Annotated in this window: 15 protein-coding genes and 3 pseudogenes; 7 read left to right on the forward strand and 11 right to left on the reverse strand. The window is 45.4% G+C overall.

What is annotated here, in order from left to right; all coding sequences use genetic code 11:
- A pseudogene (locus QZ942_RS07675) lies at positions 1-253 on the forward strand (MBL fold metallo-hydrolase); the annotation flags it as partial.
- A gap of 117 nt (positions 254-370) precedes the next feature.
- Here the strand turns inward: QZ942_RS07675 and QZ942_RS07680 are convergent.
- Both QZ942_RS07680 and QZ942_RS07685 read right to left on the reverse strand, forming a co-directional pair.
- Positions 371-589: a C4-dicarboxylate ABC transporter gene (locus QZ942_RS07680; protein ID WP_292994298.1), complete on the reverse strand. Its 219-nt coding sequence runs from the start codon at positions 587-589 to the stop codon at positions 371-373.
- Between the two features lie 90 nt (positions 590-679).
- Positions 680-898 (reverse strand): C4-dicarboxylate ABC transporter, encoded by a 219-nt coding sequence (locus tag QZ942_RS07685; RefSeq protein WP_292994300.1) that lies wholly within the window; start codon positions 896-898, stop codon positions 680-682.
- Between the two features lie 253 nt (positions 899-1,151).
- On the opposite strand from QZ942_RS07685, the gene QZ942_RS07690 reads away from it, so the two are divergent.
- From QZ942_RS07690 to QZ942_RS07700, 3 genes are read left to right on the forward strand one after another with little or no spacing between them, the layout of a single operon-like run.
- Positions 1,152-2,225 (forward strand): alkene reductase, encoded by a 1,074-nt coding sequence (locus QZ942_RS07690; RefSeq protein ID WP_292994302.1) that lies wholly within the window; start codon positions 1,152-1,154, stop codon positions 2,223-2,225.
- Between the two features lie 10 nt (positions 2,226-2,235).
- A complete protein-coding gene (locus QZ942_RS07695) occupies positions 2,236-2,751 on the forward strand; it encodes a lipocalin family protein (protein ID WP_292994304.1) in 516 nt (171 codons plus the stop codon).
- Between the two features lie 40 nt (positions 2,752-2,791).
- The gene (locus tag QZ942_RS07700; RefSeq protein WP_292994306.1) at positions 2,792-2,992 is read left to right on the forward strand and encodes a DUF2905 domain-containing protein; all 201 of its coding nucleotides are present in this window, start codon (positions 2,792-2,794) and stop codon (positions 2,990-2,992) included.
- A gap of 33 nt (positions 2,993-3,025) precedes the next feature.
- Here QZ942_RS07700 and QZ942_RS07705 read toward each other — a convergent pair whose 3' ends face one another.
- From QZ942_RS07705 to QZ942_RS07720, 5 genes and pseudogenes are all read right to left on the reverse strand, one after another.
- On the reverse strand, positions 3,026-3,733 hold the full coding sequence (locus QZ942_RS07705; RefSeq protein WP_292994308.1) for a hypothetical protein: 708 nt from the start codon (positions 3,731-3,733) through the stop codon (positions 3,026-3,028).
- 39 nt (positions 3,734-3,772) lie between these two features.
- Positions 3,773-3,937: pseudogene (locus QZ942_RS14085) on the reverse strand (HNH endonuclease); the annotation flags it as partial.
- Between the two features lie 165 nt (positions 3,938-4,102).
- On the reverse strand, positions 4,103-5,575 hold the full coding sequence (locus QZ942_RS07710) for a Ni/Fe hydrogenase subunit alpha (protein WP_292994310.1): 1,473 nt from the start codon (positions 5,573-5,575) through the stop codon (positions 4,103-4,105).
- A gap of 10 nt (positions 5,576-5,585) precedes the next feature.
- A complete protein-coding gene (locus tag QZ942_RS07715; RefSeq protein WP_292994312.1) occupies positions 5,586-6,131 on the reverse strand; it encodes an NADP oxidoreductase in 546 nt (181 codons plus the stop codon).
- Between the two features lie 421 nt (positions 6,132-6,552).
- Entirely contained in the window at positions 6,553-9,951 is a 3,399-nt protein-coding gene (locus QZ942_RS07720; protein WP_292994314.1) for a hypothetical protein, read from the reverse strand.
- A 68-nt stretch (positions 9,952-10,019) separates the two neighbouring features.
- Here QZ942_RS07720 and QZ942_RS07725 point away from each other — a divergent pair, with 68 nt between their 5' ends.
- On the forward strand, positions 10,020-10,307 hold the full coding sequence (locus tag QZ942_RS07725) for a hypothetical protein (RefSeq protein WP_292994316.1): 288 nt from the start codon (positions 10,020-10,022) through the stop codon (positions 10,305-10,307).
- Between the two features lie 22 nt (positions 10,308-10,329).
- Here QZ942_RS07725 and QZ942_RS07730 read toward each other — a convergent pair whose 3' ends face one another.
- Genes QZ942_RS07730 through QZ942_RS07745 form a run of 4 tightly spaced genes read right to left on the reverse strand, consistent with a single transcriptional unit; the run spans position 10,330 to position 13,820 of the window.
- Entirely contained in the window at positions 10,330-11,085 is a 756-nt protein-coding gene (locus QZ942_RS07730; protein ID WP_292994318.1) for a fused MFS/spermidine synthase, read from the reverse strand.
- Complete coding sequence (locus QZ942_RS07735) at positions 11,082-11,333, reverse strand: hypothetical protein (protein WP_292994320.1); 252 nt, start codon at positions 11,331-11,333, stop codon at positions 11,082-11,084. Before QZ942_RS07735 ends, QZ942_RS07730 begins: the two co-directional genes overlap by 4 nt.
- Positions 11,323-12,054 carry a 2Fe-2S iron-sulfur cluster-binding protein gene (locus tag QZ942_RS07740; RefSeq protein WP_292994322.1) on the reverse strand — a complete coding sequence of 244 codons (732 nt, stop codon included), beginning with the start codon at positions 12,052-12,054 and terminating at the stop codon, positions 11,323-11,325. Before QZ942_RS07740 ends, QZ942_RS07735 begins: the two co-directional genes overlap by 11 nt.
- A gap of 5 nt (positions 12,055-12,059) precedes the next feature.
- A complete protein-coding gene (locus QZ942_RS07745; protein WP_292994324.1) occupies positions 12,060-13,820 on the reverse strand; it encodes an NADH-ubiquinone oxidoreductase-F iron-sulfur binding region domain-containing protein in 1,761 nt (586 codons plus the stop codon).
- A 258-nt stretch (positions 13,821-14,078) separates the two neighbouring features.
- Between QZ942_RS07745 and QZ942_RS07750 the strand changes: the two genes are divergently transcribed.
- Both QZ942_RS07750 and QZ942_RS07755 read left to right on the forward strand, forming a co-directional pair.
- Positions 14,079-14,774: an FxDxF family PEP-CTERM protein gene (locus QZ942_RS07750; protein WP_292994326.1), complete on the forward strand. Its 696-nt coding sequence runs from the start codon at positions 14,079-14,081 to the stop codon at positions 14,772-14,774.
- A gap of 204 nt (positions 14,775-14,978) precedes the next feature.
- Positions 14,979-15,076 (forward strand): annotated as a pseudogene (locus QZ942_RS07755) (IS5/IS1182 family transposase); the annotation flags it as partial.

Consider the following 15,076-nt stretch of genomic DNA (forward strand, 5'->3'; position numbering starts at 1 on the left):
TCATGCGGAATCGATGCACTACTTGATTGATGCGCATGTGGAGATTGCTCAGGCTGCAAGGCATGATAAAACGAATCGGCAATCCGTTATTTCGGAAGCACTCAGCAAATTATTATTACAACGATTAGCGGAACACGACTGCCGGTTACCGCAAGCAGAGATTGATGAACTCCTGAGTTCGGATATTCGGCTGAATACACAAGGATTGATTCATTGGCTAGATCATCCGGCAGAACGATTCAAACGTCTATAGCGCTTGTGCGCGTTACTACCTGTATTTTAAAAAAATAGCTTTCTGCAATCCTTGAATAAAAAAACGGGGAAAATGCGACTGAAGTATTCGCACTAACCCCGTTCAGACTAGTATATTTTATGCAGTAACCTTTCTTACCGGATAATGTTTTCTGGTTTTTGATGAGCTATATGTCATACCAAATACCAAATAACCCACATAAAGAATCGATCCTAGAATAATATCCAAAGTAACTTGTTCGATTACAGTCTCTGGCGATTCAAACAAAGACAAAACGCCAAAAAATGTGCCGCTAATCACTAAAGCTGACAAAATGAAAATATGACTTGTTTTCATGAGAATCTCCTTGATTCAAGTGAAATAAAGTTATCACTGGGGTTAATGCGATTGAAGTATTTGCATTAACCCCATTTAAAATAAAAAATATTACGCGGTAACCTTTTTTTCAGAATAGTTCTTTTGGGTTTTTGGTGAACCATGTGCCATGGCAATCACCAAGTAGTTCACATAAAGTATCGCGCCGAGAATAATATCTGAAAGTACCCATTCCATCGTGGTTTCTGGTAATTCAAACAACGACAGAGCGCCAAAGTAAGCACCGGTAATAACTAAAGCTGACAGAACAAAAATATGACTTGTTTTCATGTGAATCTCCTTAATTGAGGTTTATAAAACTTACTGAAAATAGCTTTGTAACTCTATGATACGTTACTTCACAAAAAGTTCACACATATTTCACATTTAATTCACATTTCTGTTGCAGATACACGAATAAATTTCTTTCTTTATGAAAAATAAGGAAATTATTCATCTGCTTCAAAAGCAAAAATCAAGATAAATTTCAATTCGCTTATTTGCGCTAAAATAAACAGTACTACCACTTTGGAGATTTAGCCGGATGAATACGCTGTTTACACCGTTAAAGCTGGGTACATTGAATGTGCCAAATCGCATTTTCATGGCGCCGCTTACACGCTGCCGGGCAGGGGATGCGCATATTCCGAATGACTTGATGGCAGAATATTACGCGCAGCGGGCAAGTGCCGGATTGATCATTGCGGAAGCCACCATGGCGACCGAAGGCAATTCAGCCTTCTGGAAGGAGCCGGGCATTTATTCTTCAGAGCAGATTGCTGGCTGGAAGCAAGTTACCGATGCAGTGCATGCAACCGGTGGCAGAATCTTCCTGCAGATCTGGCATGGCGGCAGAGCTTGTCACCCGTTGCTCAATCGTGGCGCGCAGCCGGTTGCACCAAGTCCAATTGCCATCACTAATGATGAAGTACGCACGCCAGAAGGAACGAAACCTTATGTTATTCCGCGAGAATTACGTGACGATGAACTATCAGGCTTAGTCTCCGGATTCAAGAAAGCTGCGGAAAATGCCAAAGTTGCGGGATTTGATGGTATCGAAATACATGGTGCGAACGGCTACTTGCTAGATGAGTTTCTGCGCGACGGCTCGAACAAGCGTACGGGTCCTTACGGCGGCTCGTTTGAAAATCGGGCGCGTTTAACATTGGAAGTGCTTGAAGCCGTCAGCGCCGTGTGGGGGAGCGATCGAGTCGGATTGCGTATTTCACCGTTGAACAGCTACAACAGCATGATCGATAGCGATCCGGTCGGATTATTCACCTGGCTGGCGACCCGGCTCAACGACTATCACATTGCCTATTTGCATGTGATGCGCGGTGATTTTTTTCAGCAGCAAAACGGCGACGTGATGACGCCGATTCGCCAGCATTATAAAGGTGTGTTGATCGGTAATATGGGTTACACCGGCGAGGAAGCAGGTAAAGATATCGCCGCAGGAAAAATTGATGCGGTGGCTTTTGGTGTCAGTTTCTTGGCGAATCCCGATTTGCCGGCACGGATCAAAGCGAGCACGCCACTCAACCAACCCAGTCCGGCTACGTTTTATACCTGGGACGCTGAAGGGTATACGGATTACCCGGCATTAACGACTTCATGAGTATTTAGAAATGCGACAATTACTGGGTATTTTTCTGACTCTTTGGATAAGCGGTTGTGTATCGATCCCGCAGCATATCGAACCGATTAATGGGTTTGAGCTCAACAAATATTTGGGAAAATGGTACGAAATCGCCCGGCTCGATCATTCGTTTGAACGCGGGCTCGACAACGTCACGGCGGAATACTTTCTACGCGACGATGGCGGTGTCAAAGTCATTAACAAAGGCTTTTCGGCGGTGGATAACAAGTGGAAAGAAGCCGAAGGCAAAGCTTATTTTGTCGAAGACCCGCAGCAAGGGTATCTGAAAGTTTCCTTTTTCGGTCCTTTTTATGGTGCTTACATCGTGTTTGAATTGGACAAGGAAAATTACCAATACGCCTTCGTCACCAGTTACGACAAGTCGTACCTATGGTTGCTGGCAAGAACCCCAACGGTTAGCGATGCATTGCTTGACCGGTTTGTACAGCGAGCCGCAGAGTTGGGTTTTGCAGCGGACAAATTGATATTTCCAAAGCAGAATTAGCACATACGATATGTTTCGTAAGTTAACCGGATAAAATGCGATGCAACAGTTACTGATTACACTCGGGGTTTTGCTACTCGTGCTTGGCCTGTTGTGGCCCTGGCTATCGCAATTGCCGCTCGGCCGCTTGCCCGGCGATATTCACATCGAACGCGAGAATTTCAGCTTTTATTTTCCGTTGATGACCGGCTTGATCATCTCTGTCGTACTGACGTTGATACTGTGGTGGCTGCGGAAGTGAGATCATTCGATGTAACTGTAAGCGGAGGTTAGGTTAATCAACTTTACACTCTGATATCTCACGGACATGCTCCTCATTAGTAATTAGATCATGAGTATATTCTCCTCTAGGACCCCCGATAGCGAGTCGTAGGAAATGAATACGAAACCCGAGTTTCCCAAAAAGGCGAATCTGGACTTTCGCGTATGGGTCGTTGCCCTCAAAGATGATACCGTGAAATGGGTGGGACTTCTCGGCAATCAGTCGCTCGACATGGATCAGACTTGGGTCCAGTTCGCCTGTTGTGAGAGCATGACGGATCTCATCAAGAGGCTGTATTTCCTCGTATATGTCAGTCCCAAGATGGCAAGCGATGAATTCGAAGGCGATTTTCAGTGGAATGACCGGATCAAGCAGTGGCCCATCGAGCGCCAACTCGAGTTTCGTTATTCCCCATTTCACAACTTCTAAGTCAGGAGCAACTCTGACTCGAATGTTCTCTGGTGCTTCGTCTAGCGCCCGAATAGCTTCGGCGCGGAATGGTGCGTCGTATCCTTGGCGACGGAGGATGGCATCGATGGATTTTCGTGCTTCAGGTGTAGATTGTATAAGCGAGCCATCTGGATTTGTCTTGGCGCGAACTAAAAACTCACCATCCCTGACGTGGCCCGTCGTTTTTCCTCCTAGACCGCATCCCACATAGGGTGAGTTTTTCGAAAGGGCTTGGGCCAGCGCTGGTATCTCGGCGGCAAGATCGTTCACGAGAAGCCGGACTGTAGGATCTAATCGCGCAGCTGCTTCAGTGCGATGCCCGAGAGAAGAGTTGCAAGCTTGGCAAAGAAAGACAGCTGTCAGATGACCTCCGAGCGCCTTTGGGATGAGATGCTCCTCGGAGAGAACCGTCTCGCGAAGGCAGGTGATGCATCTGCTGCCAGTCCAAGGGATACGAATGACCAGTCTCCTTATTAGTGCAACCTAATAACTAGAATTAGATATCCGAAATGACGCAATTGAATATTCAGAAATGAAATCCAAAATAAAATGCCGCATACTATTTCCTTTATTACATGAAAGATTGTCAATTTAGCTTTTAATATAACAAGTTTTTTAAATCCGTGCCTCTTTCATTCATCACCGAATCGTACCATTAACTCCTTTCGTCAATTGATGAATCACTTTCCCCACCGTGTCTTGTAGCGTCACCTGCAGCGGCATTTTACCCAACGCATGCGTGGCGCAGGACAGGCAGGGATCGTACGCGCGCACGGCGACTTCGAGGTGATTCAGCAGCGCCTCGGTGATTTCTTGGCCGTCGAGGTATTGATTGGCGACGGTGCGTACCGATTCGTTCATCGCCTGGTTGTTGCTGGTGGTTGAGACGATCAGGTTGGCTTGGGTGACCAGACCTTCTTCGTTGACCTGATAATGATGAAACAACGTACCGCGCGGGGCTTCGATGACGCCGATGCCTTGCGGCTGGCGCTCGCCTTTATCCGTCATCAGTTCTGCGCCGGTGATATCTGCATCGTGCAGCAAAGCGTGAATCGATTCGGTGCAGTGTAGCAATTCGATCATGCGTGCCCAATGGTAGGCCAATGTATCGTGCACCGCTCCGTCGTTGCCGTAGGCTCTGAATCGCAATCGCGCGGCTTCGGCGAGCGGCGTGGAGATACGGTCGCAATTGTTGATGCGCGCGAGCGGACCAACGCGGTACCAGCCTTGTTCGATCCCTAATGCTGAGAGATAGGGAAACTTCATGTAACTCCACGGGCGCACCTCTTCCCGCAGCATCTGTTGGTAATCGCAGTAATCAAACTGATCAAAAATAGGAGCGCCATCGGCATAACGCGCCCGCAATCCGCCGTGATAGAACTCCAGTTCACCGTTTGCTCCGGTCATACTGAGATAATTGCTGCGCAGGGTACCAAAATCGCGGTGTTCCGGGTGTGCGGTGTGGATTTGCTCATTCAGCGCCAGCGCTTCCTGACTCCATTGCAGAATATTGTTAATATCAGCCAGCAACGCATCGCGTTCGGTAATCGTCAACGGTTTGTTCATGCCACCGGGCACGGTGCCGGTGCCGTGAATGCGCTTGCCGGTGATCGCTTCGATAATTTGCTGACCGAATTTGCGCAGCTTGACGCCTTTTAGTGCGATTTCCGGGTATTGCTCCAAAACACCGACAATATTGCGCTGCACCGGATCACTGCCGAAGCCGAACAGGAAGTCCGGGGAAGAAAGATGGAAAAAATGCAACGCGTGCGATTGCAGGATCTGGCCGAAATGCAGCAAGCGGCGCAATTTGGTTGCTGTCGGTGTGAGTTGCCGCACACCCACGATTTGATCCACCGCTTTCGCCGCCGCCAATTGATGGCTAACCGGGCAAATGCCGCACAGCCGTTGCACAAAAAAAGGTACTTCCCAATACGGGCGGCCTTGGATGAATTTCTCAAAGCCGCGAAATTCGACGATATGTAGTCGCGCTTCGCCGATGTGATTGTTTTCATCCAATAGCAACGTGATTTTGCCATGCCCCTCGACGCGGGTAATCGGGTCAATGGCAATACGCCGGGTAGCAGGTGGTAATGGATGATCGGGTTGCATATTCGTTGGTTTAGTCGTAATGCAAATGGGATTTGGAAAACACGGGTTTTTGTCCGGCCAATAGCGGTTCCAGTATTTGCAGGAACTCATTGGCGGAAGGCGGGCAGCCGGGGAGAAAATAATCGATGCGTACCACTTCGCTGACGGGATACACCTTGTCCAGTAACAATGGTAACTCAATGTCATCGGGAATCTGTGGATTCGTGATGCCGGTTCCAGATAAGAACACTTCTTGTAAGCATTCCTGCAAATCAAAATAATTCCGCATTGCGGGCACGCCGCCATTAATGGCGCAAGCGCCGACGGCAATGAGTGTTTTGCAATTGGCACGGAATTCACGCAGCACATGCACATTTTCCGCGTTGCACACACCGCCTTCGATCAATCCAATGTCGCATGGGCCGCAGTGCTTGATGTCGGTGAATGGTGAGCGATTAAACTCGACGTGTTTGAGCAGATCTATCAGACGCTCGTCCATGTCGAGAAAAGACATGTGGCAGCCGAAGCAACCGGCTAATGAAGTGGTGGCAATTTTGATTTTGGGCTTAATCATCATTTTTCTTCGCGGCCGCAAATACGTTCTTTCCATTCACTCCATGGTGCCGATAAAACTGCGGAAAATATTCATCCAGTATGCTCAGATAATAGCACGGCATCAAACAGTTCAGTTTTGTCTATGGAGCGCCCTTTTGGTGGCTTAAGAGGTGGGGCTGGATATCTGCAGGATATAATGCGATAAATCAATAACTTTAAAGCATTTTATACGGCAACTCAAGGCTTAGTCAGGGAAGTCGACACTTTGAGAACAAAAACCGTTCTCAGAGATCATGGCAAAGGGCTGCGTACCACAATCCACAAAATAACCTGCATTCAGCCCAGCTGTGGCGGTTAAAAATTGCATTCGTTTTTTTCTGATGTAAAAGTGTGTTTATTTCTCCTATACACCGATAATTTCATTATAGTTGGATGCTTAAAGATTACACTGCAGTAGATGCAAAGTATTCCAGTAAATACAACCCACCAGCACTACCAAATGGTATGAGCCAGGACAGAACCATTGGGTGTTGTGTTAATGGCAGGAAGGGTCCTTTTTTAAGATTTTCTATTTCAGTAATCAGCAATTTTACCTGAGCAAAATTTTCTATATCGTTATTTTTTATTAAGCTGTTTAATCTTTTTAGGATTTCTTTTCTCGCTATCTTTGCGGCCCGTGTCAATCTAAATGCACTACACCACGCTATTAGCACAGTAAAGCTGATAATAATTAAAATTGATGGTGGAAATTGCCAGTTATCAAAATAATCATTACGCGCTAAAAGGAACAGGAGCAGGAAAATGAAGGGATAGTAAATAAGCCCATTGATGGTTTTGGTGGTTTTATAAATAATATCCATTAGAATTTTGTCGTTGACTGCAGATTCCGGTAAATTAAACTTGCCGCAATATTCACCAATTAACTTTTTGCTTAAGTTAACATTTCCTTTTCCAAGTAATCCTACAAAGTGGCTGGTTAAGTGTGAAATATCCACGATAACAAAAATTAAAATAAAAAAGACAAATGCTGCAAAGAAAATTATCCACTGAGAAAAGTGTAAATTCAACTCGCCACGGAATGGGATGCTGGGTTGAAGAACGGGGTCGGTGAGTCCTAATGCATAGATACAAGTAAAATAAAGCAAGAGCAGAATTAATATTCTTGGAACAAAATAAAACCATCTTCTGAAGGAGAGATATTCACACCAGAGCTCTGTAAATCTCACCAGTTCATTACTTTCTGTTTTTTTCCAATTGTCAATCCAAAAAAACGACCAGGGGTTCTTTATTTTTAACGTTGCCGTGGCTTCTTCTTTGTTTTCCTGTGATAAGTATATGCCGGTAATGGACTGATCATTTTTTTTTGTCTGAAAATATATTTTTAAAAGAAAAATAATTACCAAACAGATTGCTAAAAGCCTTATTCCAGCGGCAGGCCAGGAACTGATACCATTGTTAAATGATAAAGGCTCAGATCCTAAATCCATATTCAATAGTATAAAACTATAAAAACCGACCAAGATACTAGAAACAAAAGCAATTGCTAGAATATTGATGTGGTAGCGTCTCGGGACAGCGAGTTGTAAGAGAGCTGTTAAAAAGATAATGCCAATTATAAAACAAACAAATTGTGGTATGTCGATGGGTTTTAATGGACCCAATTCAATGCTTCTCGCTTGCATTAAAGGGTTCTTCAATACTGACGCTTGCGCATTCTCTGGTTTTGGATGAAAACCACTTATGGAGCTATGACTAAGATCAATTGCGCTATGATTGCCGATCTCGAACATCCGCGGTTCTTCAGTCCATAATTTTGCTATAGATTCCTTGCATTGCTTATGTCCTTCTATACAGTGCATTGCAAGTAAAATAGATAAATATATAGAAGTTTGATAGTTATCTCTGAATGGTGACGCTGTTTTTTGCACAGTATTGCTTTTAAATTGCACGGTATCGCTTAATTCTAAACCGAATGGTGATGCAACCAGTAAATTGCGCGTCCATTTTATTTCAGTTGGATAAAATAGCCGAGCATCCAAATCTGTCGTAAAAAATAGTGTTTTAGGAAATTTGTTGCGTAAGGCTTGTAATATCAGTAGTTTGTCGTAGGTGTCACTACCTGTAATGCCGATTGCTTTAATGCCACCTTCATTGGCATATTGATTATCCAGTTGTTTTATTTTCTCAGCAAGGCTGAGCAAATAATCAAGTTGACTTGGGCCAACGGGACGTTCCACTGTTTCTTTTGTTTCCTGGCTGTTTGGTTTATTTGCTTGAGATTCTTTTTTCTTGTTATCTCTCTGAGTAGAAGAGTGCTCGGAAGTTATACCATCCAAACCGCGCAGATAAGGAAAAGAATATACCCATTTTAATGGCGAATCTTTGTTATTCAGCGACCTTATGGCATCCAGCAAAGACTCGGTCAATTTCTGCGAATAGAATGTGTCTTTTTCACCAATCAGTACAATGTGATGCGGTTTATGATTGTTTGGCAGCACAAATCCGGACAGTTCCCCGCATCCCTTTTTGATAAATTGCGTGTTCTCAGCATGATAGGGAATGACGCCTCGTAATGCCAATTCACAGAGTATTGTATTGGCTAATTTATCTTGTGTGCTGATTGTTCTGACAATTCTTTCGTCCAGCCAGTTTCTATTCATCTTTGTACCATTATCTTTTACATGCAAATGCTTTTTTTCTACTGTGGCTGTAGGTGTATAGATGTAACTGTTTTCAAGCTCTGAGTAGAATGATCTGGGGCTATGAACAGCATTATAAAGATTCTTAATTGGAATTATTTCTTCTATATCAATTACTTCACGGTACATTTCATTTAATGCATCGGAACCAGCTGGTCCAATTATGCTGAAATGGCTATTAGGGTTTTTGATGTCAAGTTCTTTCTTTAAAAAACCTACCGTATTGAGGGGTGTTTTAGTGCTTGTAAATCCACTGTTATCTAGCCAGAGTAATAAAACTTTGTCAGCATCATTGTCTTGGCGCTTAAACCATTCGTAGGGCATAAAAGTACCCATATGACAGAAATGAACTTTTTCTTCCAGTTTTTTTTCTGTATCATTTAATTTTTTCTTTTCCGTACTCTTAGCCAATTCAGTAGTACGTAATTCTTGCAGTACTGCATTGCAAGTTTCTTTAAATTCAACAAATTCAATGTGTTCTGGATCCTGTGGTGTATAGGTTAGATCTGTTAACGCAGATATCACCGCATAACGGGATCGTAGTCGCCGTTCTTTATCTTCAGCGTAAGGGCCACCCGGCACCATCACTGCGAGTACATGTAAGCTTTTTTTATTAGTGCCGGAGTTTTTTCTATTAATTTTGATTTTGCAATTTAAATCTTCGATTGAATGAGCCAATATTTTAGAGTCCTTGTATGGCTCATCTTTCCGATTCTTCATGGTTTCTTGATCATAACAAACGCGCGTGGGATCGTGACTGTACTCATAGCCAAATTGATCAGAAAGCTCTGGAATTTGAATTAATACATTTTTCCCATTTCTATTGTCGCCAGTATTCTTAAAAATAATCTTGGCCTGCGGATTGGGTTCATCAATATAGGAAATTTCTTCAGGTATTATCAAATTAACCGAAGATCTTTGCGTTTGGTGTTGCTTACGGTGCTCTTCCACGGCTTGAAATGGGTCCTGCCATAATCGAGAGCGGACATCTTCGCTGAATGTTCTTTCTGAATCGATCATGGGAGGCCGAGTGGGTTTGAATATTGCTTCCTGAGCGGCAAAAAGGCTTAACAGAATGGCAACAATCGCAACCCCAGGGGTCGCTAGGGAAGATCTTTCTTCAGATTTATTTTGTTCGTTCATGGCACGACCTAATAAAGGTAATCATCAGAAACATAATTTTTTCATAATTATGACAAACAGATGACCTGTTGTCAGTGAGATTAGTCACAAGATTGATTGAAGCGGATGGTGTGTCGACAAGACTGTGCCGTCCGGCGGAAGAAATCGCCCTGTACCAATTGGTGCAAGAACACATTGAATCCTTCTTTGCACAAGTTGGGACGGAAACCGGATCGCACGAAAATGGGGTCGCGAATCAAGAACAAGTTGGTGTCAAAACTCAAACCGGGGTCAGACACCAGAATTACGAATACAGCTTGCAAAACAGAAATACATCCAATTTACCGACAATCTTCTCAATTTGTGACCTGCCCTAAGCAGAGCTCTTTTTGCTTTTTTTTAAATCGTAAGAATCCCGCCCGGACATGATTTTGCCTGCTCCAGACGCACCAGCGTTGGCAGCAGATTGAGTCCGGTACTTTCTTTCAATTTGAGTATTTGCACTTTGAGTTCATTCAGTGAAATCTGAATCTTCTCTCCGGTCGTGGCCATTGCAATGACGTTGCCTTTGTCGCAGGATGGGAAAGCCAGTGCGCGTTCGTCGAATGATGTTTTGATGCGCTCCAGACTGGCCTGGTACCCGCGGCTGCGTCCTAGCAGGTTCACCGCAAGGATGCCGTTATTGTTCAGTCGCGCACGGCACATCTGGTAAAACGGCAGCATATCCAATGCACCGGGACGTGCGTCAGCATCGAAACCATCCACCAGAATCAGATCGTAGGTCTTGTCGTGTTCGGCGATATACTCTGAGCCGTCTGCGATCACGATATTCAGGCGCAGCGGGTCTTCCGGTAGTTTGAAAAATTGCCTCGCTGCAGCCACCACGCGCGGTTCAATCTCAACCACGGTCAGTTTTGACAGCGGGTAGTGGCGATATAAGAATTTGGTCAGTGATGCCGCACCCAAACCGATCAGCAGTACTTTGCGCGGAAAGCGCGCATCGTCCCTCAGCAACAGGCTTGCCATCATTTCCCGGGTGTAGTCGAGTTCCAGATGCCATGGGCGCCCGATGCGCATTGCGCCCTGTATCCAGTCGGAGCCGAAATGCAATGTGCGTACACCGGCTTTTTCGCAGATATCGATAGAAAAACTCATTGTGCTTTTGGTGTGGAGGAACAGCGCAATAGAAGCACATTTTCCGCATTGCACACACCGTCTTCAATCAATCCAAAATTGAAGGGGTTGCAGTGTTTGAGGCCGGTCAATAGCGGGCGGTCAAGTTCGACCTGTTCGAGTAGACCGGCCAAATACTCGGCTATGTCTAGAAAAGACAGGTGATAGCCAAAGCAATCGGTTAATAACGTAGTGTCTATTTTGATTTTAGTCTGGGTCTTAATCATCATTTTTTTTCGCAATGCTTTCCTGCAAACCAATTTCGCGGATGGTGTGCTGATCATAAATGCGTTGCCCGATCGGCACCTGATAGCCTTGTTCCTTGATCAGAATCGCGCCCACCGGGCAGATGGTTGCCGCCAGATCGGATGTTTCAACCGTGCTATCTGCCAGCTTTCCGGTCGGAGAGTTGACGATCAAATGTGCACCCGTGCCGCGCCCGGCAATGGCAAATACGTTCTTTCCATCCACGTCACGGCTGGCGCGAACGCATAAATCACACAAAATACAACGGCCACGATCGAGTAGAATTTTGGCATGCGAGGCATCAATCTCGCGGCGTTGATAAAATTGCGGAAAATGATCCTCCAGCATGCCCAGATAATAACCCATCGCTTGCAGTTTGCAATTGCCGGTTTTCTCGCACGACGGACAAATATGGTTGCCTTCGACAAACAGCATTTGCGTGATGGCTTTGCGTGTTTCGTTTAATTCCGGCGCGTTATTGCGGATTTCCTGACCAGTAATGGCCGGTGTGATGCACGCAGCAGCACTGCGGCTGCCGATTTCCACCACACACAACCGGCAATTGCCACTCGGCGTCAGTCCGGGGTAGTGACACAGATGCGGAATATAAACTTCCGCAGCCAATGCGGCATCCATAATGGTTTGTCCTGCATTGAATGAGATTTCCTGTCCGTCGATGCTGATCGTGTTTGGGTTCTCTGGCATGTGATCTAATCCAAATGCGCCGCGGCATCGTCACGGTTCGTTACTTGACGGGCAGTCTCGAGCGCCTGATCCAAATCAAATTGCGCGGTGAAATGTTGCTTCAGTTTGGCTTCAAACACTTGCGGGAAGTGTTGCAAACTATCCAGAATATGATTGGCTGCCGTATGTCCCAAGCCACAGTGTGAATGATGCTGAATCAATTGACTGAGCTGTTTGAGTTCTTCGATATCGTAAGCTGTGCCGCGGCCGTTGGCAATTTTATCCAGATTGTTTTTAAGTAGATGCGTACCCACGCGGCAAGGGGTGCAAAAACCGCAGCTTTCATGTGCAAAGAATCGTGCGAAATTGCGATTGATAGTCAACAGATTGCGCTGTTGCCCAAATATTAAAAATGAGCCGCCGGTGGATACATCTTCAAAGCTGATCGTGCGGTTAAAATCGGCGGCACCAATCAGTTTCCCAGCCGGACCGCCAATCTGCACGGCTTGGACATTGTGTGCATGACAATCATCCAGCACCTGTTGAATATTGACTCCAAAAGAATATTCATAAATTCCCGGTGAACAGCAATCACCGCTGACACTCAGGATTTTGCTGCCAGTTGATTTTTCCGTACCGGCTGATTTAAACCAAGTGCTGCCATGAATTGCGATATGCGCTGCGGCGATCAATGTTTCGACATTATTGATGACCGTGGGCTGCCCAAGATAGCCGTGCGTTACAGGAAAGGGCGGGCGGATGCGTGGAATGCCCGGCTTGCCTTCGAGCGATTCGATCAATGCCGATTCTTCGCCGCAAATATAGGCGCCTGCACCCACCACAATTTCAATATCAAAATGAAAATTGGCATGACCTAAAATATTTTGTCCCAATAATCCTTGCTGGCGGCTTTGATTGAGAACTGCGTGCAAGTGGTCTAACAGATACCGATATTCCCCGCGCAGATAAACAAACCCCTTTTCGGCACCGATGACAAAAGCACACACCGTCATGCCTTCAAACAGCGCATTGGCTTGATCGCGTAAAAGGAATCGATCTTTAAAAGTGCCGGGTTCTCCTTCATCGGCATTGCAGACGACATAATGTGCATTGCCAGGGGCTTCCCGGCAGAGTTGCCACTTCTTGCCAGTGTTGAATCCGGCGCCGCCGCGGCCGCATAACCCGGATTGTAGGATTGTAGATAATGTTTCGTCTGCACCTTGGGTCAGTACCTTTTGTAGTGCGCTGCCGGGTATAAATTGTTCTGTCAGCAGCAGGCTGCGCTGATGCACGGTATCCTGGATTTCAAACCATTTCGCGGGCCATTTTGCCAGCGGTGTTTCGGTAGTAATGCATTGAGCAATTTCTGCAATTTTATCTGGATTCAACCGGGTGACCGGTAAACCATTGATCAGCAGCGAAGCACCTTGATCACATAGACCGATACAGGAAGTCTCATCGATACTAATCAACCCGTCACTGCGCGTTTTTCCGGGGATAACTTGTAGCTGCTGACAAAGTATCAGCATCAGGTTTTGTTCACCGGCCAGATAGCCGCAACTGGTGCAATTACTGAACAAAACGTGGAAACGGCCGCAAGGTTGCGTATAAAAAAATGAATAGAATTCAACAACTGAAACCACCTGACTGACCGGTAGATTAAATTCACGTGCAACTTGCTGCATGGATTCCGGTGAAATGTGCAGAAACTGCTGCTGCAAGGCATATAGCCGATGCAGCAAGTGCTCGTTTGGTGAATCGGAATTATGCGGGCATGAATTGATCATATCGAAGAGTATAGCGAGGTCGAAGTCAAAATTACAGAAATGGCTGGAATTAATGCGATGAAACCTGAATTGTCTTGTTTCTTATAGGAATTAGGACAAAATAAGTAGTTTTATAGGACAATTTTTTTAAATAGAAATTTTCTATATGATAGACTTCAGTTTCCTAGATAGGATAGTTATAAAACAATAGATTAAGTATCATTTTTAGGGTTAAGTAACGCTAAATTTTGAATGGATTATTTTTTAAAGAGGTGATTTGTGTTTAAACGAGCTCTAATAACTGCCGCCATACTTACCGCAACAGCATCTTCAGCTTTTGCTACAACCGCAATTGGCGGCGCAACATTGATTGATACCGCCACAGTGAATAGCGGCACTGTGTCACCAACCGCTTATCTCAGTTATTCAAGTGGTGGTAATGGTACCACTGGCTGGGCAGATGGGTCGACTTACGGCATCACTGGAATTTCGGCTGCTTCCGCTATGGCCACAGCAGATCATAACTGGCTCCAGTATGATCCTACCATCGTGGTGTATAGCGCCACCGCGCTTAGTTCTGTCCTCGCCATTCCAGCAATTGATCATGGCTGGGCTGCTGACAACACGGGTGATGAGCCCTGGGAAGCTTTTGAATTCCGCATTTTCGGCTCTGACTCAACAGGCGCATTGCTCGAAGAAGGACGTATCACTAATGTGTGGGCGAAAGGTGTAGATGATTCCAGTGCTTTGAAGAATGCTGACGACTGGACGTCACAATGGTCTTTCACAGGCGCCTATAATTACTTTGCAGTCGTATCGGGTGATCGTCTGGTTGGCGGTTTTTACTCTCCTGGCGAAGGTGAAATCGATGCCATAGCAGCCATTCCGGAACCAGAAACCTATGCAATGTTGTTAGCTGGTCTTGGTTTGTTGGGGTTTGCTGCACAACGCAGAAAACTGCAAGAAACAGCCTAATTTTTAGGAAGAACGCTACTGACCCCGCTGCGTCGGGGTTTTTTTATTGGTGCGCCTGGGGCAGGCACACTTACTTGGAGGTGAAAGTCCTCTATTCGCCCTGCAAGGAGAAGAGTTAGGGAAACACTGATTTATTCGATCACATCGACTTTGGTCATAAAGGTTTGATAAAATGCATCGTATTGATAAATATGGAATAGAGCGATGCAATCAAGCTTTTCTGATCTGGAATATGCAGCAAAGAAGAAACAAACACGACGGGATCGTTTTTTGTCCGAAATCGAAGGGGTAACGCCTTGGCC

The organism is Nitrosomonas sp. (assembly GCF_021731985.1).
Taxonomy (GTDB): Bacteria; Pseudomonadota; Gammaproteobacteria; order Burkholderiales; family Nitrosomonadaceae; genus Nitrosomonas.

Excerpts from the sequence above, each read along its gene's own strand:
- QZ942_RS07680 (WP_292994298.1), bottom strand. The coding sequence starts at position 589 with ATGAAAACAAGTCATATTTTCATTTTGTCAGCTTTAGTGATTAGCGGC.
- QZ942_RS07685 (WP_292994300.1), bottom strand. The coding sequence starts at position 898 with ATGAAAACAAGTCATATTTTTGTTCTGTCAGCTTTAGTTATTACCGGT.
- QZ942_RS07690 (WP_292994302.1), top strand. The coding sequence starts at position 1,152 with ATGAATACGCTGTTTACACCGTTAAAGCTGGGTACATTGAATGTGCCA.
- QZ942_RS07695 (WP_292994304.1), top strand. The coding sequence starts at position 2,236 with ATGCGACAATTACTGGGTATTTTTCTGACTCTTTGGATAAGCGGTTGT.
- QZ942_RS07700 (WP_292994306.1), top strand. The coding sequence starts at position 2,792 with ATGCAACAGTTACTGATTACACTCGGGGTTTTGCTACTCGTGCTTGGC.
- QZ942_RS07710 (WP_292994310.1), bottom strand. The coding sequence starts at position 5,575 with ATGCAACCCGATCATCCATTACCACCTGCTACCCGGCGTATTGCCATT.
- QZ942_RS07715 (WP_292994312.1), bottom strand. The coding sequence starts at position 6,131 with ATGATGATTAAGCCCAAAATCAAAATTGCCACCACTTCATTAGCCGGT.
- QZ942_RS07720 (WP_292994314.1), bottom strand. The coding sequence starts at position 9,951 with ATGAACGAACAAAATAAATCTGAAGAAAGATCTTCCCTAGCGACCCCT.
- QZ942_RS07730 (WP_292994318.1), bottom strand. The coding sequence starts at position 11,085 with ATGAGTTTTTCTATCGATATCTGCGAAAAAGCCGGTGTACGCACATTG.
- QZ942_RS07735 (WP_292994320.1), bottom strand. The coding sequence starts at position 11,333 with ATGATGATTAAGACCCAGACTAAAATCAAAATAGACACTACGTTATTA.
- QZ942_RS07740 (WP_292994322.1), bottom strand. The coding sequence starts at position 12,054 with ATGCCAGAGAACCCAAACACGATCAGCATCGACGGACAGGAAATCTCA.
- QZ942_RS07745 (WP_292994324.1), bottom strand. The coding sequence starts at position 13,820 with ATGATCAATTCATGCCCGCATAATTCCGATTCACCAAACGAGCACTTG.